General features: G+C 64.5%; 22 protein-coding genes. 9 read left to right on the plus strand and 13 right to left on the minus strand.

Annotation, left to right across the window (positions count from 1 at the left end; translation table 11 throughout):
* Positions 1-8 precede the first annotated feature (8 nt).
* From L21SP4_RS06175 to L21SP4_RS06195, 5 genes are all read right to left on the minus strand, one after another.
* Positions 9-1,745 carry an ABC-ATPase domain-containing protein gene (locus tag L21SP4_RS06175; RefSeq protein WP_052881840.1) on the minus strand — a complete coding sequence of 579 codons (1,737 nt, stop codon included), beginning with the start codon at positions 1,743-1,745 and terminating at the stop codon, positions 9-11.
* Positions 1,746-1,789: 44 nt separating this feature from the next.
* Positions 1,790-2,071 carry an FmdB family zinc ribbon protein gene (locus L21SP4_RS06180; protein ID WP_052881841.1) on the minus strand — a complete coding sequence of 94 codons (282 nt, stop codon included), beginning with the start codon at positions 2,069-2,071 and terminating at the stop codon, positions 1,790-1,792.
* 103 nt (positions 2,072-2,174) lie between these two features.
* A complete protein-coding gene (gene xseB, locus L21SP4_RS06185) occupies positions 2,175-2,429 on the minus strand; it encodes an exodeoxyribonuclease VII small subunit (RefSeq protein WP_052881842.1) in 255 nt (84 codons plus the stop codon).
* On the minus strand, positions 2,404-3,783 hold the full coding sequence (gene xseA / locus L21SP4_RS06190) for an exodeoxyribonuclease VII large subunit (protein WP_052881843.1): 1,380 nt from the start codon (positions 3,781-3,783) through the stop codon (positions 2,404-2,406). The genes xseB and xseA overlap by 26 nt, the downstream gene beginning before the upstream one ends.
* A complete protein-coding gene (locus L21SP4_RS06195; protein WP_052881844.1) occupies positions 3,780-4,559 on the minus strand; it encodes a TIGR00282 family metallophosphoesterase in 780 nt (259 codons plus the stop codon). Before L21SP4_RS06195 ends, xseA begins: the two co-directional genes overlap by 4 nt.
* 147 nt (positions 4,560-4,706) lie before the next feature.
* Between L21SP4_RS06195 and fusA the strand changes: the two genes are divergently transcribed.
* Positions 4,707-6,794, plus strand: coding sequence for an elongation factor G (gene fusA, locus L21SP4_RS06200; protein ID WP_052881845.1), 2,088 nt, complete (start codon positions 4,707-4,709; stop codon positions 6,792-6,794).
* A 23-nt stretch (positions 6,795-6,817) separates the two neighbouring features.
* Here fusA and L21SP4_RS06205 read toward each other — a convergent pair whose 3' ends face one another.
* Complete coding sequence (locus tag L21SP4_RS06205) at positions 6,818-7,888, minus strand: KamA family radical SAM protein (protein ID WP_082116577.1); 1,071 nt, start codon at positions 7,886-7,888, stop codon at positions 6,818-6,820.
* An 84-nt stretch (positions 7,889-7,972) separates the two neighbouring features.
* Between L21SP4_RS06205 and L21SP4_RS06210 the strand changes: the two genes are divergently transcribed.
* The 6 genes from L21SP4_RS06210 to L21SP4_RS06235 all read left to right on the plus strand — a co-directional run bounded on the left by L21SP4_RS06210 (position 7,973) and on the right by L21SP4_RS06235 (position 15,358).
* Complete coding sequence (locus tag L21SP4_RS06210; RefSeq protein ID WP_201774595.1) at positions 7,973-10,459, plus strand: glycogen/starch/alpha-glucan phosphorylase; 2,487 nt, start codon at positions 7,973-7,975, stop codon at positions 10,457-10,459.
* Between the two features lie 302 nt (positions 10,460-10,761).
* Positions 10,762-11,883 carry a 6-phosphofructokinase gene (locus L21SP4_RS06215; RefSeq protein ID WP_052881848.1) on the plus strand — a complete coding sequence of 374 codons (1,122 nt, stop codon included), beginning with the start codon at positions 10,762-10,764 and terminating at the stop codon, positions 11,881-11,883.
* Positions 11,884-11,909: 26 nt separating this feature from the next.
* On the plus strand, positions 11,910-12,359 hold the full coding sequence (locus L21SP4_RS06220; RefSeq protein WP_052881849.1) for a DUF192 domain-containing protein: 450 nt from the start codon (positions 11,910-11,912) through the stop codon (positions 12,357-12,359).
* A 447-nt stretch (positions 12,360-12,806) separates the two neighbouring features.
* A complete protein-coding gene (lgt, locus tag L21SP4_RS06225) occupies positions 12,807-13,583 on the plus strand; it encodes a prolipoprotein diacylglyceryl transferase (protein WP_052881850.1) in 777 nt (258 codons plus the stop codon).
* Positions 13,538-14,488 (plus strand): RluA family pseudouridine synthase, encoded by a 951-nt coding sequence (locus tag L21SP4_RS06230; RefSeq protein WP_169747693.1) that lies wholly within the window; start codon positions 13,538-13,540, stop codon positions 14,486-14,488. Before lgt ends, L21SP4_RS06230 begins: the two co-directional genes overlap by 46 nt.
* Before the next feature lie 87 nt (positions 14,489-14,575).
* Entirely contained in the window at positions 14,576-15,358 is a 783-nt protein-coding gene (locus L21SP4_RS06235) for a uracil-DNA glycosylase (protein ID WP_201774596.1), read from the plus strand.
* Between the two features lie 73 nt (positions 15,359-15,431).
* On the opposite strand, the gene L21SP4_RS06240 is transcribed toward L21SP4_RS06235, so the two are convergent.
* The 7 genes from L21SP4_RS06240 to L21SP4_RS06270 are packed head-to-tail and all read right to left on the minus strand — an operon-like array spanning position 15,432 to position 22,640.
* Complete coding sequence (locus tag L21SP4_RS06240; protein WP_052881851.1) at positions 15,432-15,902, minus strand: ATP synthase subunit K; 471 nt, start codon at positions 15,900-15,902, stop codon at positions 15,432-15,434.
* Between the two features lie 46 nt (positions 15,903-15,948).
* Positions 15,949-17,709: a V-type ATP synthase subunit I gene (locus L21SP4_RS06245; protein ID WP_144413775.1), complete on the minus strand. Its 1,761-nt coding sequence runs from the start codon at positions 17,707-17,709 to the stop codon at positions 15,949-15,951.
* Between the two features lie 26 nt (positions 17,710-17,735).
* Positions 17,736-18,326: a V-type ATP synthase subunit D gene (locus L21SP4_RS06250; RefSeq protein ID WP_052881853.1), complete on the minus strand. Its 591-nt coding sequence runs from the start codon at positions 18,324-18,326 to the stop codon at positions 17,736-17,738.
* Positions 18,327-18,364: 38 nt separating this feature from the next.
* Positions 18,365-19,708, minus strand: coding sequence for a V-type ATP synthase subunit B (locus L21SP4_RS06255; protein ID WP_052881854.1), 1,344 nt, complete (start codon positions 19,706-19,708; stop codon positions 18,365-18,367).
* A 1-nt stretch (position 19,709) separates the two neighbouring features.
* Entirely contained in the window at positions 19,710-21,434 is a 1,725-nt protein-coding gene (locus tag L21SP4_RS06260) for a V-type ATP synthase subunit A (protein WP_052881855.1), read from the minus strand.
* 25 nt (positions 21,435-21,459) lie between these two features.
* The gene (locus L21SP4_RS06265; protein WP_052881856.1) at positions 21,460-21,981 is read right to left on the minus strand and encodes a DUF2764 family protein; all 522 of its coding nucleotides are present in this window, start codon (positions 21,979-21,981) and stop codon (positions 21,460-21,462) included.
* 2 nt (positions 21,982-21,983) lie between these two features.
* On the minus strand, positions 21,984-22,640 hold the full coding sequence (locus tag L21SP4_RS06270; RefSeq protein ID WP_052881857.1) for a hypothetical protein: 657 nt from the start codon (positions 22,638-22,640) through the stop codon (positions 21,984-21,986).
* Between the two features lie 279 nt (positions 22,641-22,919).
* Between L21SP4_RS06270 and L21SP4_RS06275 the strand changes: the two genes are divergently transcribed.
* On the plus strand, positions 22,920-24,254 hold the full coding sequence (locus L21SP4_RS06275; RefSeq protein ID WP_052881858.1) for a PHP domain-containing protein: 1,335 nt from the start codon (positions 22,920-22,922) through the stop codon (positions 24,252-24,254).
* Between the two features lie 22 nt (positions 24,255-24,276).
* On the plus strand, positions 24,277-25,911 hold the full coding sequence (locus L21SP4_RS06280; RefSeq protein ID WP_052881859.1) for an alcohol dehydrogenase catalytic domain-containing protein: 1,635 nt from the start codon (positions 24,277-24,279) through the stop codon (positions 25,909-25,911).
* Positions 25,912-25,959 lie beyond the last annotated feature (48 nt).

Raw genomic sequence — 25,959 nt, forward strand, 5'->3', positions numbered from 1 at the left:
CCTGCGCCTTACTGGGTCGCGTGAGAGACGCGAAAGGCCCGCAGGCGGTTGAGCGCCGCCGCGATCTCATGGCGGCGCGGACGTGCGAGGTCCCCGCGCAGATCACGGGTCAGTCCCACCAGTCCCTGATTGGTCAGGTCGCGATCGATCAGGTCCAGGACCTCGCGCAGCGAGGAACCGGTGTCCATAAACCTGAGGCGCGCGTAATAGAGCACATGGCCGATGGTGTTCATCTGGTGAACGTCCGCGATCTGCGTGACGCCGGAGAGATCGACCGTCGAACGGCCGAACCGGATTTCGTGTCCGGACACGACCCCGATGGCGGTATCGTCCACGCCGGACGTCGGGTCGAGGCTGCCGGGCATGACCCAGCGGCTCCGGTCCAGCAGGGCCGGAAGATCGACCGCGGGAGCGTGCGGCGGTTCCGGATAATGCCCGTCCGCAGCCCCGGCATCGATCTGCGTCAGCCGGTTGCCTTCGAAACGGAAGACCGTGTCCGCGGAAGAGAGGTATTCCGCGGTCAGCGATGAACCGACCACGATCATGGAGAGTCCGAGATCGTCCACCATGGCCCTCGCGCGCGACGAAATCGGGATCCGTTCCGGCTTTTCCAGCAGCCCGCGGCCAGCCGGGGCGCCCGACAGGAATTCGGGCGAGGAGCTGTCCTCGTCGAAAATCAGAACCCGGCCGCCGGACTCGAGCGCTTCCATCGTCGAGGCCGCCTGCGACTCGAACGCGTCCGCGCACTCGGTCGAGTAATCGACCCAGGCATCCCGCGTATCGCCGTCGGCATAGAAGGGGCTGAGATCCATCCGGCGGATGCTGCGCCCGAGCTCGGATCCGATATGGACCGCGTCCGAGACCGTCACCACCATCTCGCGCCCGTCGCCGAGCACATGGTTATAAATTCCATCCGAAAGCGCCCGGATCAGGTCCCTGCGTTCTCTTCCGCCCTCACATACGATCACGGTCAGACCGGCGGGGATACCCAGTCCCCGGACAGTGCCCGCGTTGGGAACCTCCAGTTCCGCCATCTGATCCTCGTCAACCATCAGGGGCTCGCCCGTCTCGGTGTCAGGAGTGCCGTCGAGACAGCGACGCGCCGTCAGCGCCCCCTCGCCTATAAAGGAGACCAGTCCGCGGGTCGGGAGGAGCTGGCGCACGCGCGTGGCATCCTCCATGAGACATACCGCCTGCTGCACATAATCGCGGTCCACATTGCAGTACAGCATGCCCGCATTGACCGCCACCGGGAGTTCGTCGAAAAAGATCCTCTCCGCCGCGCCGCCGTCGATCACCCGTTCATCCTGACCGAAGGCATACGGCAGGGTTTTGTACGGGAGCGAGATCCAGATGCGGGCTTCGACGTATTCCTTGGTCACCAGCATCGCCGTACGCGGAAGGATGGCCTGTCCCGGGGAGGCCACGTAAATGTGCCGCCGGGCCGTGCCGTCGGGCCCGAACTGCGCCATGCGGGCCAGTTCGGCATCGAACGAACGTATCAGGCAGTCTTCGAGGGCGGTTCTGCGCACCGGCGAGTCGAACAGATCGGCGGGAAATCCGGCCAGATTCTGGGGAATGCGCAGCGTGAACGCGAGCCGCGGCTGCTCCGCGTTGAATCCCGATTCCGCGACGCGCAGCACAAAACGTCCGAAATCACAGTCCTGGATCAGACGCTCGTAGTCCGCGAACGGCTTCCCGTCCAATTCTCTGAGCATCCGGTGAAATTCGTGTTTCTCGATCATCCCGCCTCTTCTCCTTTAGCCTGCGCCATGCAGCCCGGCGTACTTCAGCCGGTCTTGCCTTCAGATTTACCCGTTTCCTTGCCGCCGGACGACTCGCCGCCCGAGGACGCTTTTTTCTCCTCTGCCGCCCGCTTCCGGTACGATTCGCTCCGGTAGTCCGTGGCGTAAAACCCCTCGCCTTTGAAAATCACGCCCGCGCCCGCCGAAAGCAGCCGGCGCACCGCGCCACGGCATTTCGGGCAGCGCTTGGCCGGCGCGTCCGAAATCCGCTGGAATTTCTCGAAATGGTGACCGCACTTGCGGCATTCATACTCATAGGTCGGCATGCGACACTCCCTTGTACTCAAGACCCTCACCAAATAGCGCGCGATACTAGGTTAGCCCTGTTCCGTCTGTCAAACCGGAAACGTCCGGCTGCGTGCGGCCGGTTTACTCCGTGTCTTCCTCAAACGCCTCGGCATCCGGCGTTCCGTCTTCCCGCTGCACCAGCTTTTCGATGCGCCGTTCGACCTCGTCGAGTTTCGCGGAGCAGGACTTGACCAGGCGCGAACCTTCTTCAAAACGCGCGATCATCTCGTCGAGGCTCAACGCTCCGGCCTCCATCTCCTCCACGATCGTTTCGAGGCGCGCCAGCGCGTCCTCGAACTTCTGCGGCTGTTCAGTCCGTGTGTGCTCGTCTGTCATGGGTTCCATCCTCCCGTATCCGATCCACTGTCGATTCCACTTCGCCGCGGCTCAGCACGGTAATCAGGCGTGCTCCCCGCGCCAGATCCGAGGCGCTCCGCACCACCGAGCCGTCTTCCCGCCGAGTAAGGCTGTATCCGCGATCGAGTACCCTGAAGGGATTCAGGGTGTCGAGTTTGCCGGCCGCGCGCTCGATCGCATGCCGGCGCGAGGCGCAATAGTCCCGGACCGCGACGCGCATGGCCGTTCCTGTACCCTCCGTTTCCCTGCGCGCCTCCCGGACGGCGTCCCGGGTGGCGGCCTGCAGTCGCTGCGCCGCTCCCGCGAGCCGCGGACGAACGTTCGTGCGAGCGTTCAGCGCATGGCGCATGCGTCGGTCGAGTCCGTCCAGGCGCTGCCGGTGCTGCCCGATCAGTTGGGACGGCTCGCGGAAGACGTAGCTACCGGCGAGCAGGTCCACGCGGTGGCGCAGTCGGGCGATCTGCTGCCCGGCCAGGCGCCGCATACGCCACTGGCTGCGGTCCAGCCGCTCCCTGAAATCCGCTTTGCGTCCCACCACCAGTTCCGCCGCGGCCGACGGAGTCGGTGCGCGGTGGTCGGCCGCGAAATCACAGATCGTGAAATCGACCTCGTGCCCCACCGCGGAGATCACCGGCACGGCTGAGGCGGCCACCGCGCGGGCAACCCTCTCCTCGTTGAACGCCCAGAGGTCCTCGAGGCTTCCTCCCCCGCGGCCGGCGATCAGCACATCCGGCCGGAACGGCCCGCGGCCGCCGCCCGCGGACGGGAGCGCGTTGAGCGCCTCGATCGCCGTCGCGATCTCTTCCGCGGCCCCGGCCCCCTGCACCTTCGCCGGCGCCAGCAGCAGGTGGACATCGGGAAATCTACGGTCGAGCACCTGGATGATGTCCCGTATCGCGGCGCCGGTCGGCGAGGTGACCACCCCGATGCAGCGGGGAAGCATGGGAAGCGGGCGTTTCCGCTCGGGCGCGAACAGTCCTTCGGCGTCCAGTTTCCTCTTCAGCTCTTCGAACCGGGCCATGAGCGCGCCGCGGCCCGCCGCCTCGAGGCGGCGGAAGACCACCTGGTACTGCCCCCGGGGCTCGTAGACCGTCACCCTGCCGGTCCCGCGCACCTGCATGCCGTCCTCGAGCGCCAGATCGAGCTTTGCGGCGTCGCGCCGGAAGAGCACGCCGCTCAACTGGGCCCGATCGTCCTTGAGCGTGAAATAGCAGTGCCCCGACGCCGGGCGTCGCAGACCGGAGATCTCGCCCTCGACCCATACCGTCCCGAGGTCGTCTTCCAGCAGCGTGCGGATGCGGCGCGTCAGCTCGCTGACCCCGTACACCTTCACGAAACGATCTCCCGGATGCGTTCGATCGCTTCGGCCCGGCCCGTGGCCTGGTCGATGGTGATCCGCACCGCCTCGAGCACCGCTTCGCCCTTCGCCACGCCGAATCGCTGGGGCACATGGGTGATGAATTTCTCCAGCACGGGTTCGATCTCGCGTCCGAGCACGGAATTGCGCGGTCCGGTCATGCCGACGTCCGTAATGCAGGCCGTGCCGCCCGGGAGCACGCGCTCGTCGGACGTCTGCACGTGAGTATGCGTCCCGCACACCGCGGCGGCGCGGCCGTCGAGATAGCGCCCCATGGCGATCTTTTCAGAGGTGGCCTCGGCGTGAAAATCCACGATTCGCACCCGCGCGGGCGCGCGGGCCTCCTTCAGGGCGTCGTCGGCGGCGCGGAACGGGCAGTCGTTCGGCCCCATGAACGTCCGGCCGATCAGCGACAGCACCGTGACGGGACCCGAGGGGGTGTCGATGCGCAGATCCCCGCGTCCGGGCGCGCCGGGCGGCATGTTCGCCGGGCGGAGAATCCTGCGCTCGGACGCGATGTGCGCGATCATCTCGCGGTCGTCCCAGGCGTGGTCGCCGAGCGTCAGGACGTCGGCGCCCGCCTCGAACAGCGCGTCGGCGATCGACGGGCCCGGCCCGCGCCCGCCGGCCGCATTCTCCGCGTTGGCGATCACGAGATCGAGCCCCCGGTCGCGCCGCCACTCCGGCACCAGACGCTGAAACGCCGTGCGTCCCGGACGCCCCACGATATCGCCCACAAACAGAACTTCCACCGTCTTCCTCCGTTTCCCCCTTGCATCGGGGGCATCCTTATGTAAAACAAATGTTTTTTGCCCTTGATGCTTCGTCGCGGCGAATTATAGTTCGCCGCTCTTTGTCAACAGCATCGCAACCATCATACAGCCAGCGGGAGACATACCATGGCACGGAAGGTACCGCTTTCCAAAGTTCGAAATATTGGAATCATGGCGCACATCGACGCCGGGAAAACCACGGTGACCGAGCGCATCCTCTATTACACGGGACGTTCGCACAAACTGGGCGAAGTCCACGACGGCGCGGCCGTGATGGACTGGATGAGCCAGGAGCAGGAACGCGGCATCACCATCACCTCCGCCGCGACGACGTGTTCCTGGAGGGATCACATGATCTCGATCATCGACACGCCCGGCCACGTGGACTTCACGATGGAGGTCGAGCGCAGCCTCCGCGTGCTGGACGGTTCGATCGCCCTGTTCTGCGCCGTGGGCGGGGTCCAGCCGCAGTCCGAAAAGGTCTGGCACCAGTCGGAGCGGTACAGCGTGCCGAAAATAGCCTTCATCAACAAGATGGACCGCATCGGGGCGGACTTCTTCGGCGTGGTCGAGTCGATCCAGGGGGAACTCGGCGCCAACGCGGTTCCGGTCGTCGTACCCATCGGCAGCGGAGAGGATTTCGAGGGACTGATCGACCTGATCAAAATGAAGGCCGTGTATTACGAGGATAAATCCTACGGCAAGGATTTCCGCGAAGAGGACATCCCGGAAGCATGGCTGCAGGAGGCGCGCAAATGGCGCCAGAACCTCGTCGAGAAATGCGCCGAACAGGACGAGGAGCTGCTCGAGAAGTTCCTCGAGCATGACGATCTCAGCGAAGACGACATCTGGGGCATCCTGCGGCGTGCGACGATCGCCCGTGAGGTCGTGCCCGTGTACTGCGGGTCCGCGTTCAAGAACAAGGGCGTCCAGCGGCTGCTCGACGGGGTCGTCAACATTCTCCCCTCCCCCGAACAGATCCCGCCGATCATCTGCGAAGAGGACGAGAGCAAGCGGCGCAAGGTCGACGACGAGGAGAAGTTCTCCGCCCTGGCGTTCAAAATCGTGGCCGACAAGCACATGGGCAAGCTGACCTATATCCGGATCTATTCCGGCACGCTGGGGTCGGGCGTCAATGTCTTCAACAGCACGCAGGACCGCCGGCAGCGCGTGGGCCGCATCCTCCGCATGCACGCCAACCGGCAGGAGGCGGTCGAGGAGGCCCATGCCGGGGACATCGTTGCGATCGTGGGGCTCTCGGACACCAAGACCGGCGATACGCTGTGCACGGAAGACGATCCGATTCACCTTGAGGCGATCGAATTCCCCGCGCCGGTGATGTCGATCTCGATCAAGCCGGAGACCTCGGCCGACAACGAGAAGCTCGGCGAGGCGCTGCATCGTCTTTCGGACGAGGACCCGACGTTCACGGTGTCGCTCGATCCCGAGACACATGAAACGATCATCTCCGGAATGGGCGAGCTGCACCTCGAAATCATCGTCGACCGCCTGAAACGGGAGTTCAATCTCGCCGCCGAGATCGGCCGCCCCGAGGTGGCCTACCGCGAGACCGCCACCTCCCCGGTGGAAGGCTCGTACAAGCACGCCAAGCAGTCCGGCGGACGCGGGCAGTACGGCCATGTGGTCATGACGGTCGAGCCGATCGACCCCGGCCAGGGATTCGAATTCGTCAACGAAATCACCGGCGGGCGCATCCCTTCCGAGTACATCCCCTCCGTGGAGAAGGGCATCATCAATGCCATGAGCACCGGCCCCTTCGCCGGCTATCCGGTCGTGGACATGCGGGTACGGCTGCAGGACGGATCCTATCACGATGTGGATTCAAGCGAGTTCGCATTCCAGACGGCGGGCTTTCACGGCTTCCGCGCGCTCTTTCTTAAAGGCAACCCGCAGCTCCTCGAGCCGGTGATGTCGGTCGAGATCACCACGCCGGAGGAATTCATGGGTGCGGTCTCGGGTTCGGTCTGCCAGCGTCGCGGAAGGGTCGAGTCCATGAACGAAAGCCGCGGCGGCATGAAGGTCATCCGCGGGATGGTGCCGCTGAGCGAAATGTTCGGCTACGCGAATTCGCTGCGGTCCCAGACTCAGGGGCGCGCGAGTTTCTCGATGCATTTCGAGCACTACGAGGCCGTTCCGTGGTCGATCGCGGAAGAAGTGGTGAAGAAGCGCCGCGAAGAAGGGAAAGTGAACTGAGTCGGAAAAAGCCGGGTGTCCCGTCAGTCCGAACGATCTGACGAGTCCGGTCTTCCCGCCTCGCTCACCCGGAATTCTTTCCCTTCGAAATTCCGCAGCGTCCAGCCCCCGTCGCACGGTTCGAGCGGATCGTCCGAGAGCAGCGGGATCTTGCCGCCGCCTCCGGGGGCATCGACCACGAACTGGGGAATCGCCGGACCGGCGATGCGCCCGTGGAGCGACCGGATCAGTTCGATTCCCCTGCGGACCGGCGTCCGGAAGGACGCGGTTCCGATGGCGGGGTCGCACTGGAGAAGATAGTACGGCTTCACCCGGCACTCCAGCAGGCGGTAGAAGAGTTCCGTCAGCACGGGCGCCGAATCGTTGACCCCCCGCAGCAACACGGTCTGCGCGATCATCGGCACCCCGGCGTCCGCAAGCCGGTCCAGGGCCCCGCACGTTTCCGGACTCAGCTCGTCCGGATGCACGAAATGCAGGCTGAGCCATGCCCGGTGACGACGCAGCAGGCGGCAGAGGCCGGGCGTAATTCTTTCGGGAAGCACGGCCGGTATTTTCGAGCCGACACGCAGGGTGCGGATATGGTTCACCGCCCGAATCGAACCGAGCAGCCCGTCGAGCCGCTCATCCGCCAGCACGAGCGGATCGCCGCCCGAGACGAGAACATCCCGGATCCCGGTTTGAGACTTCAGCCAGCGCAGGCGGGGCCCGTCCTCCAGCGCATCGTCCCCGTCCTTTCCGACGCGCCTCCGGCGCGTGCAGTAGCGGCAGTACACGGCGCAGCGGCTGGTGGCGAGCCACAACACCTTTTCCGGATACGTATGAACCAGCCCCGGGAGAGGCATGTGCGCCTCCTCTCCGAGCGGATCGACCCTTTCCCCCGCCGCGCCGTCGCGTTCCGGAACGGCCGGGATCAGCGTCCTGCGAAGCGGGTGCGAGGGTCCGAGACGATCGAGCAGCGAGGCGCTGTGCGGGGTCAGGCGGGGAAACGGCGGGCGGGCGCATTCGCAGTTCCGCCGTTCCGTTTCGGTGATCGTGCGCAGACTGAGCGGCGAAAGGGAGGATAATGATTTGAAATAGCGCGGCATTTGCCCCATATCTTTTCCCGAACTCCGGAGCCGCTTCCGCGGCCCGCTCCGGCGAGGTTGAAACGAGGCCCATACAAACACAGGAACGACTCCGTGAGCGAGCAAGAATCGACCCGCACCACGCAGACCCCACCGGAAAAACTCAAGACGCGCACCCTTTTCCACCGCAAGTATTCACGGGGCAAGGACGGACGCACCGCCACCCCCTACGACGAGTACTGGAGCTTCGCCCACGCGGTGCGCGACCTGGTCATCGACCGCTTCGTCGCGACGCAGCAGCACTACCTGGACCGCGACGTCAAGCGCCTCTACTACTTCTCGATGGAATATCTCGTCGGCCGGCTGCTGAAGAGCAACCTGCTGGCGCTGGACATGCTCGGGCCGGGGCGCGAAGCGCTCGGACAGCTCGGTCTTAATCCCGAGGCCATGTTCGAACGCGATACCGAAGCCGGCCTGGGCAACGGGGGGCTGGGACGACTGGCGGCCTGTTACATGGATTCGCTCGCCACGCTCGAATATCCGGCTTACGGATACGGGCTGCGCTACGAACACGGGATATTCCGGCAGGAGTTCCAGGAGGGTTGGCAGCGGGAAAGACCCGACGACTGGCTGTCCACGGGCTACCCCTGGGAAATGGTGCGCCCCGAATACGTCCAGCCGGTCTGCGTCTACGGCCGGCTGGAAGACGTCAGGGACCCCCACGGCGGGACCTTTCAGGTATGGACGGACTGGCAGATGTTCGAGGGCGTGCCCTACGACATCCCCGTCATCGGCTACAAGGTGAATACGGTCAACATGCTCCGGCTCTGGAGCGCGCGTGCCGCCGAAGGCTTCCAGCTCGACGTCTTCAACCAGGGCGACTACGTCCGCGCCGTGGAGGAGAAGAACTGGGCCGAAAACGTGACCAAGGTGCTCTACCCCTCCGACAATACCCAGGCGGGGCGCGAACTGCGGCTGATCCAGGAGTACTTCCTGGTGACCTGCTCGATCCGCGACCTCGTGCGGCGCTATCTGAAGAATCATCACGACTGGGAAGACTTTCCGGAAAAGAACGCCATCCAGATGAACGACACCCATCCCGCGCTCGCGGTGGCGGAGCTGATGAATGTGCTCTGCTACGAGCACGATGTGCCGTGGGACAAGGCATGGGATCTGACGGTGCGGACCCTCGGGTTCACCAACCACACGCTGCTCCCGGAGGCACTCGAGGAATGGTCGGAAGACCTGCTCCGACGCGTCCTCCCGCGCCATATGGAAATCATCTACCGGATCAATCACCAGTTCCTCCAGCGCGTCCAGCTCTCGCGGCCGGGGAACGATGCGCTGCTGCAGAAGGTCTCGCTCATCGAGGAAGGCGAACGCAAAAAGGTCCGCATGGCCCACCTCGCCGTCGTCGGCAGCCATGCGGTCAACGGGGTCTCGGAACTCCACTCCCGGCTGGTGCGCGAACGCGTCATGCCCGAATTCGCCGATCTCAAGCCGGACCGCTTTATCAATATCACCAACGGAATCACCCACCGCCGCTGGCTCGTGCAGTGCAACCCCGAACTGGCGGAGCTGATCACCTCACGCATCGGCGATGAGTGGATCTACGATCTCGAGCAGCTGAAACGACTCGAGCCGGAAATCGAAGACCCCGACTTCCGCACACGCTTCCTCGAAATCAAGCACCGCAATAAGGCCCGGCTCGCGGAATACATCCATGAAACCACCGGGGTGGACGTGCCGCCCGACAGCCTCTTCGACGTTCAGATCAAACGCCTGCACATGTACAAACGGCAGCTGCTGAACGCCATGCACATCATCACCCTCTACCGGAGGCTGAAACACAACCCCGGAATGGAGATTACGCCGCGGACCTTTATCTTCGGCGCCAAGGCCGCGCCCGCCTATCTGCTCGCCAAACGCGTGATCAAGCTGATCAATACACTCGGAGACGTCATCAACAAAGATCCCGAGGTGGACGGGCGGCTGAAGGTCGTCTTTCTCCCCGACTACAATGTCTCGCTCGCCGAGAAAATCATCCCGGCCGCGGACCTGTCCGAGCAGATCTCCATGGCCGGCAAGGAAGCGTCCGGCACCGGCAATATGAAGCTCGCGCTGAACGGGGCCCTGACCATCGGCACCTGGGACGGCGCGAACATCGAGATCGCCGAACATGTCGGCGAAGAGAACATCTTCATCTTCGGCCGCCGCGAGGAGGAATTCGAAGACCTCCGGCGCGACGGATACAACCCCTGGCAGTACTACGACCGCAATCCTGAACTCAAAGGCGTACTCGATTCCCTGAAAGACAACGAGTACGAACCCGAGGATCCCGACGTGTTCAGAGAACTCTTTGACGAGTTGACCGCACACGGCGATCCCTTCTTCTACCTCGCGGATTACAGGGACTACATCGAGACGCAGCAGCGCGTCGCGGAATGCTACCGCGACCGCGAACGCTGGTGCCGCGCCACCCTGCTCAATGTCGCCCGGATGGGTTGGTTTTCCAGCGACCGGGCCGTCCGCCAGTATGCGGAGAAGGTGTGGAACCTCGAACCGGTCGAGGTCAGAGACGTGGGACGGATCTCGACGTAGGAGAGGATGGAGTGGGAGGGTGAGTGAGAAACCTGAGACCTGAAACCTGAGTCAGAGGAGGAAGGGGAAGGGTGAGGGTGAGTGGGAAACCTGAGACCTGAAACCTGAGTCAGAGGAGGAAGGGGAAGGGTGAGGGTGAGTGGGAAACCTGAGACCTGAAACCTGAGTCAGAATCAGAGTTAGAATCAGAATCAGAGTTAGAATCAGAGTTAGAGTCAGAATCAGAGTCGGAGTCGGAGTCGGAGAAAGATTTAAAGTTAGCGCACCACGGCCCTGCGAGTCGGCAACCGGAGCTCGACACCATGACCCATCACATCGGCATCCTGACCAGCGGGGGAGACTGTCCCGGACTCAACGCGGCGATACGCGGGGTCGTCCGCGCCGGTCGGGAGCAGCACGGCATGTGTTTTCTGGGATTCCGCGACGGTTTCCGCGGTCTCGTGCAGAACCGCACCATGGACCTCGACCCCCGTCTGCTTTCAGGGATCCTGACCGACGGCGGAACCATACTCGGAACGAGCCGCGACAAACCCCATAAAATGACGATCGGGGATAAGACACGCGATATGACCGAGGCCGCGGTGGACACCTACCGCCGCCATCACCTGGACGCCCTGGTCTGCCTGGGCGGGGGCGGCACCCAGAAAAACGCGCGGCGCCTGCAGAAGGAAGGACTCAACGTCATCTCGCTTCCCAAGACGATCGACAACGACGTCGCGGGTACCGATGTGTCCTTCGGGTTCGATACGGCACTGGGCATCGCCACCGAGGCCATTGACCGGCTTCACTCCACCGCCACCAGTCATCATCGGATCATCGTGGTCGAACTGATGGGTCATCGCGCGGGATGGCTGGCGCTCGGCGCCGGGATCGCCGGCGGTGCAGACGTGATCCTGCTCCCGGAGATCCCCTACGACCTCGAGAAGGTGGCGCAGGCGATCCGCGACCGCACGAGAGCGGGAAAACGCTTCAGCATTGTCGCCGTCGCCGAAGGCGCCATGTCACGCGAACAGGCGGACACGGTCGAGAACCTGCTTAAGAAGAAAAAAGAGGCCGACCGCAAATCGGACCGGCAGAAGTACTCCGGTAAGCTCGCGGAATTTCACGAGGAACACCTCAATCATACCGTGATCCTGACCCGGGAGCTGGAACGTCTGACGCAGCAGGAGAGCCGACTGACGATCCTGGGTCATCTCCAGCGCGGCGGCACGCCTTCGGCGGGAGACCGTGTGCTGGCCACACGCCTGGGTACCGCCTGCGCCCGCGCCCTGGCCGACGAACGCTACGGGGTCATGATCGCCGCACGCGGCAGGGGGGCGGAACCGGTCGATCTGGAGGAAGTGGCGGGAAAGAAAAAACTCGTGCCCCCGGACCATCCGTGGGTCACCGCCGCCCGCGACGTCGGCACCTGCTTCGGAGACTGAACCGTGCGTAACGAGGTGCTTGTCCCGTGAGGGTTCTTCCCGCAATCGGCCTGCTGTGCGCCGTGCTCGCGTTCTGCGGCTGCAGCCGCGAGGCGGGCGAAACGGAGGTGCTGCGTATCGAAGGCCGCACGCTCCGCTGCGAAATCGCTGATTCCGCGGCCGAACGCGCCCGCGGCCTGATGGGACGGACCGACATCCCGCCGGGCACGGGCATGCTCTTCGTCTTCGATCAGCCCCGCCGACTCCGCTTCTGGATGAAAAACTGTCCGGTGCCCATCGACGTGGCCTTTGTAAGCGAAGATTGGATCATCACGGATATCCACACCATGACTCCCCATGACACGACCGGCGACTACTCCTCGTCGCGCCGGTGCCTTTACGCGGTCGAGACGGCGGGGGGGTGGTACGCCGAACAGGGCATCCGCGCCGGGGACCGCTTCAGCCCGCCGCGCGGCGTACGGTTCGAACCGGAATAACCCCGTTCGAAAACACAAGCGATGACTCTCGCAAAGGCGCAGGGATCGCAAAGCGGAATGAGAATAGCGCGGGGAAAGGGATCGTGCGTTTTCTCTTCCGTTCGTAGTGGGCCCGTAGGCCTGCGAAGCAGGGCCAGGGCCGTTATCTTTCACGCGCCTGGCCTGCCGGGGGCAGGCGTGCGGCGCTACTACGAACGATATCACGCGCCCGGACGGAGTACCGCTGTGCAGCGATTCTCATTATGGCCGCATTCCGACCGCGGACGGCGTGGCAGCCGTCCCTCCCGAGTCGATATCCGACGCATTTTCGGGCACTGGGAGGGTCGGGTGCCACCCCGACCGAAAAGGGTGAAGCCATAATGAGAATCGCTGACCGCTGTGTTCAACCGTTGGACGCGCGGCGGACGGCGTGCTAACGTCACTGCTTTCAACTGTTCTGGAGGGGGCATGCATCCGGTATTCCTGCAATTTGGCGGCGTCACGATCTACTGGTACGGCGTCATGGTCGCGCTGGGCTTTCTCGCCTCCGTAGTCCACTGGAACCTGCTCGGACGGCGTGAGGGGCGGCCCCCGGGCTTCGGGGCGGAACTCGCCTTCTGGATCATGCTAGGCGGCATCCTGGGCGGACGGCTCGCCTATGTCTTTTCAAATCTCCATTACTTCACGGCCCATCCCGGCGAAATCGCCCGCATCGACCACGGCGGACTGATCTTCTACGGCGGCCTCTTCGGAGGCCTGGCCGCCTCCTGGCTCATCGCGAAGGCCAGGCATGAGTCGTTTCTGAAGCTCGGAGACTTCATCATTACCGCCCTGCCCCTCGGCCACGCGCTGGGACGCGTGGGCTGCTTCCTGAACGGGTGCTGCTACGGAATCCCCTGTCGGCTTCCCTGGGCCGTCCGCTTCCCTCCGGACTCCCACCCGGACGAGGTCTGGCCCGGACAGTCCCTTCATCCCGTCCAGCTGTATGAATCGGGCTGGAATCTCGCGCTGTACGGGGCCCTGCTGTTCGTCTATCTGCGCGGGGTCCGGCCGGGTCGGGTCGCGTCGCTGTATTTCGTGTTCTACGGAACGGGCCGGTTCCTCTTTGAGTTTCTGCGCGGAGACCCGCGTCTGCGCTGGCAGCTACTCACGGTTGCCCAGTGGACCAGTCTGGCCGTGCTCGCCGGAGGCCTTATTCTGTGGTGGATCAGCAGCCGAAAACCGAAAGCGGACGCGCCGTCGTAAGCGCGGACGACGGGGGCGCACGCCTCGACGCATGGCTCGCCGGCCTTCGACCCGACGAACCGCGCGCGGAGTGGCAGCGCCGCATCCGCGGCGGACACGTCTTTGTCGACGGGAAAACGGTGCGGGCCTCGCATCGTCTGAAAGCCGGCGAGACGGTCTGCTGGCGTGCGCCCGCGTCCTCGACTCCGGAGCTGGTCCCGGAGGATATCCCGCTGGATATTCTCTACGAGGACGACGACCTGATCGCGCTGAACAAGCCGCCCGGCCTCGTCGTGCACCCTGCGCCCGGCCACGTGCACGGGACGCTCGTCCACGCGCTCCTGTACCGCTGGCCCGGGATCAAAGCGGCCGGGACGGAACACCGCCCCGGCATCGTGCATCGTCTCGACCGCGACACGAGCGGAGTTCTCGTGGTCGCCCGCACCCTTACCGCGCGCGACGCCCTGGTCGCGACATTCAAGTCCGGGAACGCGGACAAACGCTACCTGGCCCTCGTCCGCGGCACGCCCGTGCCGGCCTCCGGCACGCTGCGCACGACCCTCGGCCGTCACCCGACGCAACGAAAAAAGATGGCCGTCGATCCGCCGCGCGGGAAAGACGCGGTCACTCACTACCGCACCCTTGACTCCCTGGCCCATGTCTCGCTGGTCGAATGCCGTATCGAAACCGGACGCACCCACCAGATCCGTGTTCACCTGGCGCATCTCGGACATCCCGTGCTCGGGGACCGCGTCTACGGAGGCAAGCCGCCGAAATCCCTGCCCGCCCCGGACCGCCAGATGCTGCACGCCGCCCGGCTGGCCCTGCCCCATCCCCGCACCGGAACGCGTATGGTGTTCGAGGCGCCCGTGCCGGGGGACATGGAGCACATGATCCGGACTCTACGCTCGCCCGGCACTGAATAGTCAGATCAGGATCAACCCTGTTCATCCTCGTCCGCGGGCGGCACTTCTGCTATGACGTCATTCTGCACACAGGGGGAGACGGACGATATGGACACCGACCACAAGCGGCGCATGGCGAAACAGATCCGCGAATACGCGGCCTATGCAAAAGACGAAGGCGAACCCGTGGAGGTAAAGCCGGACACGATGGATGACCTGGAAAAGAGCTTCGAAGCGTCCTCTACGTCGACCGGCCCGGCGGTGGACCCCGGAAGCGTCGCGCCTGCGGCCGGGGCGATCCTCGAGTACGACAGCCTCGAAGCCGTCGCCGCCGCGGTGGCGGAATGCGAAAAGTGCCGCCTCTGCCGCCACAGAAATTGCACCGTTCCGGGCGAGGGACCGCTGAGGCCCGACGTGATGTTCATCGGGGAGGGACCCGGCGCCGAGGAGGACCGGCAGGGGCGTCCCTTTGTAGGCCGCGCCGGCAAGCTGCTCGACAAGATGATCGCCGCGATGGGATTCGCACGCGAAGAAGTCTTTATCGGCAACATCGTGAAATGCCGCGCCCACAACACGTCCACCGGAAAGGACCGTCCTCCTTCGCCGGACGAGATGGATGCGTGCATCCCCTACCTGCGCGCCCAGATCGGGATTATCCGGCCGAAGGTGATCGTCGCCCTCGGAAAGACCTCCGTGATGGGTCTGCTGCACAAGGAAGTCGCCATCACGCGCTTCCGCGGCTCGTGGCAGACCTACGAGGGCGTCGACCTCATGCCGACCTTTCACCCCTCTTATCTGCTGCGCTCACCCTCGCAGAAACGCCCCGCCTGGGAGGACCTTCAGGAAGTCCTGCGGAAGCTCGGGCGGCCTGTGCCGAACCGGGATGGCTGAGTTCGAAATCTGAAGGCTGAGACCCGCGGGACTCAACCCCCGTCCAGACCTCAGCCTTCGCACGCAGAACGCGTCATCCAATCGCGCCCTGCACGAACACCATGACGAACAGCGCGACCGTTTCGACGACGCCGAGCGTCATGAGGATGTTCCCGAAGCCCTGGCCGGTCTCGCCGAGTGCGTCGGAACCCGCGGCGCCCGCCTTGCCCTGGAACCAGGCGGACATCGCCATGGCGAAGCCGCCGACGAATCCCGCGGCGAGCATAGCCGGCCAGTTCATCATCTCGCCGGCCTCGAGCGCGGTCTCGCACATACCGCTGATCCCGTTCATCAGGATCAGCCCGTAGATCGTCTGCGAGAGCGGTGCGCCGATAAAGACCAGCAGGATAAACGGCGCCGCCCGGTTCTGCAGGTAACATTTCTTCCACGCGCCGATCGCCGCCATGCCCGCCGTTCCCGTTCCGAGCGCCGAACCGATCGCCGCCATACTCAAGGCCGCCGCTGCGCCGGCCTTGCCCAGTGCCGCTGCCATTTCCAGATCCATCTTCGTCCTCCCGTGTTCGCTGCTGCCTTACTCTCTGCGTTTACTCTCACGTGTTCCCGGCCGAATCAGCCTCGTACCGGAACGGTCGATACTCCGTGCCGGACCACTCCATGCCCACGTGACTTGAAAATTCCAGCGCATTCAGCCGGACGCCGTGCACCATGACCGCCATCGCCGCGAGCAGTATATTCATCGTATGCCCGAGAAAGATAATCAGGGTCGCCACGATCCCCGATACGACGCCGTCGTAGCCCGTCTCGAGGGCCATCTGGTTGAAGGAGTGTGCCACGGCAAACGTGGCCGCCCCCACGGCGAAGAGACGCACGTAGGAGACGAGGTCCACGAAGTTGTTGATCAGGTCGAGCGGAAACGTGACGTACCCGAATCCGTTCTTTTTGATCTCCCGCGGCGGATTCATGAAGAGCAGCACCAGCACCGCCGAGCCCAGCAGCGTCCAGCCCGCCGCCGGCGGAAACGGTTCGTTGAGCACCATGTAGCGCACGGCGAAAAACATCGACCAGGTGACCCCGATCCATCCGATCTGAGACAGGGCACGCACGGAATTCATCAGGCGGATCGCGTTCCAGCCGTGCGCCAGCGAGAGGTGCACGGCCCCTATAACAAAGCAGAGAAGCATAAGATGAGCATCCGCACCCTCACCGGTCAGCCAGCCGATCTGCAGCCTCTCCAGCGGACCGGGTACAAGTCCCGTGCCGAAATACGTACCGGTCAGCACCCCCCAGACGATCGTGCACGAACTCATCAGGATCAGCAGATGAAAGAGATGCCCCGGCGCGTGCGGCCACTTCGCGCGCACGGCGAGCGTCATTCCGAGGAACAGAGCGCCGTAGCCGGCGTCCCCGACGAGGATCGCAAAGAAGATGCTCAGAAAAATGAGGAAGAACATGCTCACATCGACCTCGCGATAGCCCGGCGTGATCCCGATCATGTCGAAGATCGCCTTGATCGGCCGCACCCAGCGCGGATTGCGGATCAGCGTCGGCACCCGGTCTTCGGGCTCCGGGTCCGTCAAGATCACGCCCCACCCCCGCCGGGCGGCGAGGCCGCGGAGTTCCTCTTCTCTCTCGGCGGGACAGAACCCCTTGAGCACGGCCACCGGTTCGGCCTGCTCCATGCCGCGCTCCACCTCGTGAAAGTGAACCCGGGTTTCCAGAAGATGAAGCCGGTCTTCGAGGACGTGCCGATAGCAGGCGCAGCGTTTGAGCGACTGCGCGATCTCCTGCAGCTCGCGCTCCGCGCGCCGGATCCATTCGTCCATCTCCGAAAGGCTCATATCGGGCAGATCGATCGGTTCCGCCTCGATCTTCGGCAGGCTACGGGAGATGACCGCAAAGAAGGCCTCTCCCTTCGCGCGACGGAACACCCTGACCACGGCATCGTCCGGCTCCGGAACCGGCTGCTTGGGCGCCGTCTTGTAGAGCCTTATATGGATGTCGCGGTTGGCCAGCTCCCGGACCTGCAGGGGATCGAATTCGCCGAAGGGGGCGATGCGTTTCCGCTCTCCGCGCAACTTCTCGAGCATCTCACGCGTGCGGTGGCGCCGCCCGTCGAGGTCTTCGAGCGATGCGATGATCTCTTCCCCGGAGCACTCCGGGTCGGCCTGCTCCTCCGGCTCCGGCAGCAGGGCCAGCGCCCTTTTCGTCCGTTCGAGCCGGGCGCGTTCACCCTCCAGGTCCTCGCCTTCGGGCCGGCGCAGGTGTTCGACGTGCACCTGCCCGAAGCGCCCGACCTCTTCGAGCGTCGGCTGCACCTCCCGCTCGAGGCAGAGGAGTATGAGTTTTTTCATCGGTACGATCATCGTACGCTACGCCCCTATCCCGCCGATTTCGCCTTCGCGATCTTCGACCGCGCCACGGCCGCGGTCTGCTGGTCCCCGAGAAAAATGCGGATCGTGCGGATGTTCTCCCGGCACTCCGGGATCTTTACTTTCTCAAACAGGTTGACGCGCTGATTGGTCACCCGCAGTTCGTCGCGGATGCGCTGCTGCTGTTCTTCCAGCACGTTGCGTTCGACACGGAGACGGATGAGTTTCCGCAGCATGGCGATCCCCTCGTCCACCCAGGCCGGCGTGCGCTCGAAATCCGGCCGCCGTTCCACGAAGCCGATCTCGCCTAACACCGGAATGTTCACCCCCGCGATATTGCCCGCCTCGATACGGAGTTCGTGCATCTCCAGGTACGGGGAAAAATCGAACGGCTCCCCGAACAGCTGAATCCAGTGGGAGAGGTTCGAGCGCACTTTCTCCTCCTCGCGGCCCTTGGCCTCGATTTCCGCATCCAGACGCTGAATCTCGTTCTGGAGCTGCTGCTTCTTGAGCTGCAGGGTCGGCAGGTATCGCTCGAACCGGGCCAGCGCGTCGCGCTGTTCCTTCAGCTCATTCTTGGTGTACTTGATCTTGGCCATGGTCCGCGCACCGGGAACCCGGTTGTTGAGTTGTTGAGTTACGGGGTTGTTGAGTCGCCGAATTTCCGTTCGGACGATTCGACGGCGGCATCCTGCGGCCAGAACTGTTCGACCAGTTCCGAGTGAATGCCCGTCTCTTCAGGCGCAAAGCAATCGGCCAGAATCCTCCAGCCGCGATCCAGCGCCTGTTCGAGGGGGATGTTGACGCTCAGGTCCATCATTTCGCGCTCGAAGCGGTCGCCGTATTTCAGCAGTTTGGAATCCCAGTTGCTCATCCGGAATCCCATCGACTGCTTTTCCAGCGTCTCGCGGTAATCCGCAAACAGCTGAATCATCGTGTTCATGATCGTGCGGTGGTCATCGCGCGTATCGCCGTTCACCTGCTGTTTAAGGCGGCTCAGCGAACCGAACGGTTCGATGCGGCCGTTGCGCAGGTAGAACTGCCCCTCGGTGATGTACCCGGTATTGTCGGGGATCGGATGGGTGACGTCATCGCCGGGCATGGTGGTGGCCGCGAGCACCGTGATCGACCCGGCGGTCTCGAAGTCGACCGCCTTCTCGTATCTCCGCGCGAGCTGGGTGTAGAGGTCGCCCGGATATCCGCGGTTCGACGGAATCTGCTCCATCGTAATCGCCACTTCCTTTAATGCATCGCAGTAGTTCGTCATATCGGTCAGCAGCACCAGCACCCGCTGATCCTGCAGGGCGAACTTTTCGGCGACGGCGAGACACAGGTCGGGCACCATCAGGCACTCGACCGTGGGGTCGGCCGCCGTGTGAATGAACATCACGGAGCGCGCGAGGGCGCCCTCATCATCCAGCCGGTCGCGGAAATAGAGGTAGTCGTCGTGCTTCAGTCCCATGCCGCCGAGGATGATCGCGTCCACTTCCGCCTGCAGCGCGATACGTCCGAGCAGCGGGTTGTAGGGTTCGCCCGCGATCGAGAAGATCGGCAGCTTCTGCGATTCGACCAGCGTGTTGAAGACATCGATCATTGGAATCCCCGTGCGCACCATGTTGCGGGGGATGATGCGCTGCGCGGGGTTGACGGATGGCCCGGCGATCTCGATCACGTTTTCGGTGAGCGTCGGCCCGCGATCCCGCGGCTCGCCGCTGCCGGTGAAAACCCGTCCGAGCAGATTATCCGAAAAGGAGACCTGCATCTCGTGGCCGAGAAAGCGGACGCTGGCGTCGGTGGCGATCCCCCGGCTGCCGGCGAAGACCTGCAGGTACACCATGTCCCGGTCCAGGCGGATCACCTGGGCGAGCGACTCTCCCCGGGCCGAGGTGACCATGGCCAGTTCGCTGTACTTCACTTCGGGGGCCTTGACCGAAATGACGTTCCCGGCCACCGATTCGATGCGGTGATAGACCTTGCGCATGTTACGTTACCTCCGAGACCATATCGTCCATCTTCTGTTCCGCCTGCTTGAACCCGTCGCCGTCCATCTCCTCGCGGTTCCAGTCGCGCACCTCCCGCGTCAGTTTCTGGAAGAACGCGCGCGCCGATTCCTTTTCGCTGAACGTGAATTCCGCGCGGAGCACCTGGTCCAGTTTGCCGAAGACGTAGCGCTGACGTTCCGCCGAGGTGGCGCTGTCGACTTCGTGAAAAGCGTTCTGCTGGAGATAGACCGCATCGAGAAATTCCGCTTTCTGGTGGACGAGGAACTCTTCGATCGAGACCCCCTCTTCGCCCACGACCTTCATCATCTGCCCGACTTCGTTCCCCTCGCGCAGAATCCGCCGGGCACGCTCCAGCGGTTCGGCCTCGACCACGCTCGTGTAGTTACTCCACGAGTCCAGCGGATCGATGGCCGGATAGCGGCGCGCGTCGGAGCGGGCCCGGGAGAGGCCGTGAAAGGCGCCGACCACCTTCAGCGTCGACTGCGTCACCGGTTCCTCGAAGTTCCCGCCCGCCGGACTCACGGTTCCGCCGATCGTGACCGAGCCGGTGCCTTCGTCGTCGAACTTCACCCGTCCGGCGCGCTCGTAAAAGGCGGCGATGACCGATTCGAGATAGGCGGGATAGGCCTCTTCTCCGGGGATTTCCTCCAGCCGCCCGGACATCTCCCGCAGCGCCTGCGCCCAGCGCGAGGTCGAGTCGGCCAGCAGAAGCACGTTGAGCCTCATCTGCCGGTAGTACTCCGCGAGCGTCACCGCCGTGTAGACCGAGGATTCACGCGCCGACACGGGCATCGAACTCGTGTTGCATATGATGATCGTACGCTCCATCAGGCTCTTCCCGGTGCGCGGATCGATCAGTTCCGGAAACTCGCGCAAGGTCTCCACCACCTCGCCCGCGCGTTCCCCGCACGCCGCGACGATCACGACATCGACCTCGGCGGTACGGCTGGTGCACTGCTGCAGCACCGTTTTGCCCGCGCCGAACGGGCCGGGGATGCAGTACGTCCCGCCGAGTGCGACGGGAAAAAAGGTGTCGACGAGCCGGATCTGGGTCACCATCGGGGCCCCGGGACGCATGCGCTCGCGATACAGGTTGATCGGGATCTTGACCGGCCACGTCTGGACCATCGTCATCTCGCGCTCGCGCCCCTGCTCGTCCTTCAGACGGGCCACGGTTCTGTCGACCGTGTAGTCCCCCTCCCCGACGACCTCCTCGACCGTGTACCGGCCCTTCCAGGCAAACGGGACCATGATGCTGTGATCGAAGATGCCCTCCGGCACCGTGCCTACCGCGTCGCCGGCCGAGACCGTATCGCCCGCGGACACGGCCGGGGTGAAGGGCCATGTCTTTTCGCGATCGAGCGGTTTAAGATACACCCCGCGCTGCAGGAAATAACCGCACTGCTCCGCAAGCTCCGGAAGCGGGTTCTGAAGACCGTCGTACACCTGGGTCAGAAGTCCGGGACCGAGTTCCACCGAGAGCATCTCGCCGCTGAAGTCGACCGGGTCGCCGACCTTCAACCCGTTGGTGTCTTCAAAGACCTGCAGGTCGGCGTGATTCCCGCGGATGCGGATTACTTCCGATTTGAGCTGCGCCTCGCCGATCCGCGCATAGGCCACTTCGTTCTGGGTCACCGGGTTGTCGAATTCCACCCGGATCAGGTTCCCGTTGATCCCCGCGATCCTGCCCGTATTCTCACTCATCTTCGACCTCGTTGAGATTGATTCCTCACCACTGCACCTGTGCCTTCTCCGCCACCAGCCGTTCGACGGTCTCCCGCCCCTGATCGCGGTCGAACGCCGCCCGCCGCTCGAGAATCCCAAGCTGTACGGCAAACGCCAGGACGGCGGGAAACCCGAAGGGAGCCTCCCGGGCCAGATCCTCCGCGCAATTCCACCTGAACAGATCCAGGGCGTCTTCCCTTCCGGCCGGGTTCTCCACCGCAAACGCCCGCTCCACCGGGTCCTCGACGATCCCCGTGTATCCCTCCGTACGGGGCCTCTCCATACCCGCCCGCGCCGCGCGGACCCGGGCGATCTCCGCCGAGAAACTCAGTTCGAGTTCAACCCACCGGCGCGCGACGTCCGTGCGCGGAGCCTTGTCATGCCGCCGCAGCACACGCTCGACATCATGCTGCTCATCGCCGTCAAGTACCCCCGCACACCGGAACAGAAGCGTGTCCCCGCTGAACGGCGGTTCGCCCGTAAAGCGCAGCGCAGGAAGTGTGGATGCCAGGTAAACGTGAGCCATCGTCAGCCGTCGTCCCCCGCAGGCCCCTGCGCCCCGGAAGCGCCGTCGCCGCCGGACAGGCTCTCTTTCACCGCTTCATTAACCAGTTCCTGCAGGTGCGGACGCAGGAAAGCGGAGAGCGATTCGACGATCTCCGTTTCCGTGAAGTCGCGCCGCACGTCGCCGTCCCGGGCCGAAACGCGGAACCCCTTGAGCAGTTCGTGGTCGGTCCGCAGTTCCACTCCCTCGCGCACCTTCGCCCACGCGTCCGCGGCCAGGTGGCGGCTGAGGCGCTCGCGGTCGTCCTCGTTGAGATATACCTCCAGCGGCTGATCGCCGCTCTCCGCGATCCGGCGGAGCATGTCGGCCATCACTTCCTCGTCGAATCCCGCGCCGACGCGCTCGCGCAGAACTGTCCGTACGACATGCTCCACGCCCCCGCCTACCGTGAGCAAAAGATCCCGCGCCGCCTGCCGCAGAGACTGCCGGCTTCGCTGTTCATACTGCGCCGCCTCGCGGCGCGCGTCGCTGATGATCTGCTCGGCCTTCGAGCGGGCCTCGCCGACCGTTTCCTCCGCCTCCCTGCGCGCACGCTCCAGCCGCTCCTCCGCCTCGCGGTCCGCCTTCTCCACACCCTCGCTGCGGATTCGATCAATCAACTGCTGCAGTTCTTCCGCCATCGTTCCGTCTCCCCGGTTTCGCGCCGAACTAGATTCAGGCTTTATCGCATGCCCCGCCGCTCAATTCAAGAACCGCCCATTCTCGACTTCATCACGCCCCGGTCAAACGAAAAGATTCACTCACTTTCAATCATAAATGAGCATTTTGTTTCACCGCAGACTTGCGCCTGTCCGGAGGTCAGGTAAAGTCGCGATCTGGACTCGGGCGGCAACAGGGACGGCGGCGTCCCGGAGACAGACCGCGGACGCAGACAGGTTCATTGAGCACGGGAAGGTGTCATGACGGAAACGACGGTTGAAACCATGGAAGAGCGGCTGAACGATTTCGATCCGCAGGTTCGTGAGCAGGCGCTGAAGGAACTTCGGGACAAGCTGGATCGCGGCGAGCTGAGTGCGGAACCGGACCGGGGCCGGGTCAATCTTCACATGCACAGCTTTCATTCCTACAACGCGTGCGGGTGGTCGCCCTCCGCCCTCGCCTGGCAGGCGCGGAAGCGGGGACTGCACGAGATCGCGAAAATCGAATTCGATGTGCTGGACGGCATGGAGGAGTTCGAGCGCGCCTGTGCGGCGATGAAGCTGAGGCGTTTCTCCGGGCTGGAGACCCGCGTGTACATGGAGCGTTACGACGGCACCGAGATCAATTCCCCGGGCGAACCCGGGATCGCCTATCATCTCGGTCTGGGATTCCCCTCCCCCGAACCTCCCGCCGCACAGGCGCCGTTTCTCCGCGATCTGCGGGCCAAAGCCGAACAGCGCACGCGCGGGATCATGGAACGGGTCAACCGCCACCTGCAGCGCGTCACGCTGGACTACGAACGCGACGTCCGACCGCTCACGCCTTCGGGCAACGCCACCGAGCGCCACCTGTGCCTCGCCTACGCCCGCAAGGCGGCGGAGTGTTTTTCCGCGGAAGAACTGGCCCGCTTCTGGAGCGGGGTGCTGGGCGTCGACGCGGAGGCGCTCGAACTCCCCGACGGGGTAACTCTGCAGAAGACGATCCGCTCGAAACTGATGAAGCGCGGCGGACCGGGCTATGTCGACCCCGACCCCGCGGCGTTCCCTGCGCTGCAGGAGTTCAACGCGTTCGTACGGGGATGCGGCGCGGTGCCGGCGGTCGCCTGGCTGAACGGCCGCAGCGGTGCCGAGGCGGATCCCGGGGCCCTCCTCGATGCCGCCGTCGAGGACGGCGCGGAGGCGGTCAATCTCGTGCCCGACCGCAACTTCACGCCCGGCGTGGACGACGATCTGGTGAAAAACCTGTACGCCTTTGTCGATGCGGCCCGCGCGCGCGACCTGCCCGTCGTGGCCGGAACGGAGATGAACAGCCCCGGCAACAAGGTGGTGGACGATTTCGACAGCGCGGAACTCGCACCGCTGCTGCCGCTGTTCCGTGAGGGCGGACACATTTTCTACGCGCACAGCGTGCTGGAGCGCGAGGCGGGGCTCGGGATGCTGAGCGACTGGGCGGTGCGCGCTTTCGGCGGAGACCGGGCCGCCCGCAACGCCTTCTATGCCGACCTGGGCGAAAAACTTTCTCCGGACGCCTCCGGTCTTTTTTCCGATCTCGATGAGCGGGCCGAACCGGCCCGCCTACTTGAACGCGTTGTCTGACCCACACCCACAGGAGACTGCCATGGCCGATCTTCCCGAAACCCAGAATGCCGTTCAGCTCACCGGTCCCGACGAGCTGGTGCTGAATCATGAAAAGCCCGTCCACCGCCCCGGACCGCATCAGATCGTCGGCCGGGTGCGCGTAGTGGGCCTCTGTTTTTCCGACCTCAAGCTGCTCAAGCAGTTCGACAAGCACGTACGCAAGTCGGAAGTCGTCGAGGGCATCGATCCGGCGGTGCTGGCGGAGAATCCCGCCTACGTGCCCGGCGACAAGCCCGCGGTGCCCGGCCACGAGCCGGTGATTGAAGTACTGGAGGTGGGGAGCGAGGTATCCGGGGTCCGGCCCGGCGAACGGTATGTGATTCAGGCCGACTGGCGCTGGCTCCGCACCGGGCAGTCCAACGGCGCGTTCGGCTATAATTTCGAGGGCGCGCTGCAGGAGTACGTGCTTCTCGATCAGCGTCTGCTGCGATCGCCGGAAGGCGATTCGATGCTCCTCCCGGCCACGCCGTCCGACTATTCCGATTCCGCCTTCGCCCTCGTGGAACCCTGGGCCTGCGTGGAGATCTCGTACCGGGAGCGTCAGCGGCGCCGGATGCACGCCGGCGGCCGGGCGCTGGTGGTCTGCGGCCGGGACCGGGACCCCGGCGATCTGGACGCGTTCTTCGAGCACTACGGTCGCCCGGAGGAAATCGTCCGGGTGGAGAACCGGGACGCGCTCGAAAAGCTCGAAGACGGCGGGTTTGACGATCTTCTCTACTTCGGCGCGGACGCGGAGCTGGTGCCGCTTCTCTTCGACAAAGCCCGCAAAGACGCGCTGATTCTCATCGTTCAGTGCGGCGAAAAATTCGGTGCGCCGGTGAAGACGGCGGTCGGGGCCGTGCATTACCGGGGCCTGCGCCTGGCGGGCACCCCCGGATCCGATCCCGCGGAGGCGCTCGCAGCGATCCCGGAGAATGGAGAGCCGCCGGCCAGGGCCCGCGCACGCATCGTCGGCGCCGCCGGGCCGATGGGGACGATGCACGTCGTGCGCCTGCTGAGCATGGGGGAAGAGGTCACCGTTCACGCGGAAGACCTCGAGCGGGAGCGCCTGGACGCGCTGACGAAAGTGGCCGCGCCGGTGGCGGAAGAACGCGGCAACCGCTTCGAAGCCTACAATCCCCGCGAGGAGGATCGCGGAGCGGAGACCGAATACGAACTCCAGGTAACGACGGTCCCCGTGCCCGCCCTGGTCGAGGAGGCCGTCCAGAAGGCGGCCCGCGGAGGTCTCATCAATATCTTCGCCGGCATACCGGCGGACAAATCCGGCCAAATCGACCTGGACCGCTACATCGAGCGCGGCCTCTACTTCATCGGCACCAGCGGGTCCGAAATGGAGGACATGCGCGCGGTGCTCGATCATGTGGCGGAAGGTCGGCTCGACACCAACACCTCGGTGGCCGCGGTCTGCGGACTGGACGGGGCGATCGACGGTATTCGGGCGGTCGAGCACCGCACGATCGCCGGCAAGATCATGGTCTATCCCGCCTGTCGCGGCATGCAACTGACGCCGCTCGAACAACTCGACCGCGTCTCGCCCGAGGCCGCGAAGGCGCTTCAGGGCGGCGTGTGGAACCGGGAGGCGGAAGAGGCTCTGATCCGTACGTTTGAAGGATAATCACGCTCCGGTTCGGCGGGCGCAGCCCGCGACCGGACGGAACCGCAT

Source organism: Kiritimatiella glycovorans (assembly GCF_001017655.1).
Taxonomy (GTDB): Bacteria; Verrucomicrobiota; Kiritimatiellia; order Kiritimatiellales; family Kiritimatiellaceae; genus Kiritimatiella; species Kiritimatiella glycovorans.

What these genes read in the sequence shown, in the direction of transcription:
- L21SP4_RS06175 (WP_052881840.1), bottom strand. Translation starts at nt 1,745, where the DNA reads ATGATCGAGAAACACGAATTTCACCGGATGCTCAGAGAATTGGACGGG.
- L21SP4_RS06180 (WP_052881841.1), bottom strand. Translation starts at nt 2,071, where the DNA reads ATGCCGACCTATGAGTATGAATGCCGCAAGTGCGGTCACCATTTCGAG.
- xseB (WP_052881842.1), bottom strand. Translation starts at nt 2,429, where the DNA reads ATGACAGACGAGCACACACGGACTGAACAGCCGCAGAAGTTCGAGGAC.
- fusA (WP_052881845.1), top strand. Translation starts at nt 4,707, where the DNA reads ATGGCACGGAAGGTACCGCTTTCCAAAGTTCGAAATATTGGAATCATG.
- L21SP4_RS06205 (WP_082116577.1), bottom strand. Translation starts at nt 7,888, where the DNA reads ATGGGGCAAATGCCGCGCTATTTCAAATCATTATCCTCCCTTTCGCCG.
- L21SP4_RS06215 (WP_052881848.1), top strand. Translation starts at nt 10,762, where the DNA reads ATGACCCATCACATCGGCATCCTGACCAGCGGGGGAGACTGTCCCGGA.
- lgt (WP_052881850.1), top strand. Translation starts at nt 12,807, where the DNA reads ATGCATCCGGTATTCCTGCAATTTGGCGGCGTCACGATCTACTGGTAC.
- L21SP4_RS06235 (WP_201774596.1), top strand. Translation starts at nt 14,576, where the DNA reads ATGGACACCGACCACAAGCGGCGCATGGCGAAACAGATCCGCGAATAC.
- L21SP4_RS06240 (WP_052881851.1), bottom strand. Translation starts at nt 15,902, where the DNA reads ATGGATCTGGAAATGGCAGCGGCACTGGGCAAGGCCGGCGCAGCGGCG.
- L21SP4_RS06245 (WP_144413775.1), bottom strand. Translation starts at nt 17,709, where the DNA reads ATGAAAAAACTCATACTCCTCTGCCTCGAGCGGGAGGTGCAGCCGACG.
- L21SP4_RS06250 (WP_052881853.1), bottom strand. Translation starts at nt 18,326, where the DNA reads ATGGCCAAGATCAAGTACACCAAGAATGAGCTGAAGGAACAGCGCGAC.
- L21SP4_RS06255 (WP_052881854.1), bottom strand. Translation starts at nt 19,708, where the DNA reads ATGCGCAAGGTCTATCACCGCATCGAATCGGTGGCCGGGAACGTCATT.
- L21SP4_RS06260 (WP_052881855.1), bottom strand. Translation starts at nt 21,434, where the DNA reads ATGAGTGAGAATACGGGCAGGATCGCGGGGATCAACGGGAACCTGATC.
- L21SP4_RS06265 (WP_052881856.1), bottom strand. Translation starts at nt 21,981, where the DNA reads ATGGCTCACGTTTACCTGGCATCCACACTTCCTGCGCTGCGCTTTACG.
- L21SP4_RS06270 (WP_052881857.1), bottom strand. Translation starts at nt 22,640, where the DNA reads ATGGCGGAAGAACTGCAGCAGTTGATTGATCGAATCCGCAGCGAGGGT.
- L21SP4_RS06275 (WP_052881858.1), top strand. Translation starts at nt 22,920, where the DNA reads ATGACGGAAACGACGGTTGAAACCATGGAAGAGCGGCTGAACGATTTC.
- L21SP4_RS06280 (WP_052881859.1), top strand. Translation starts at nt 24,277, where the DNA reads ATGGCCGATCTTCCCGAAACCCAGAATGCCGTTCAGCTCACCGGTCCC.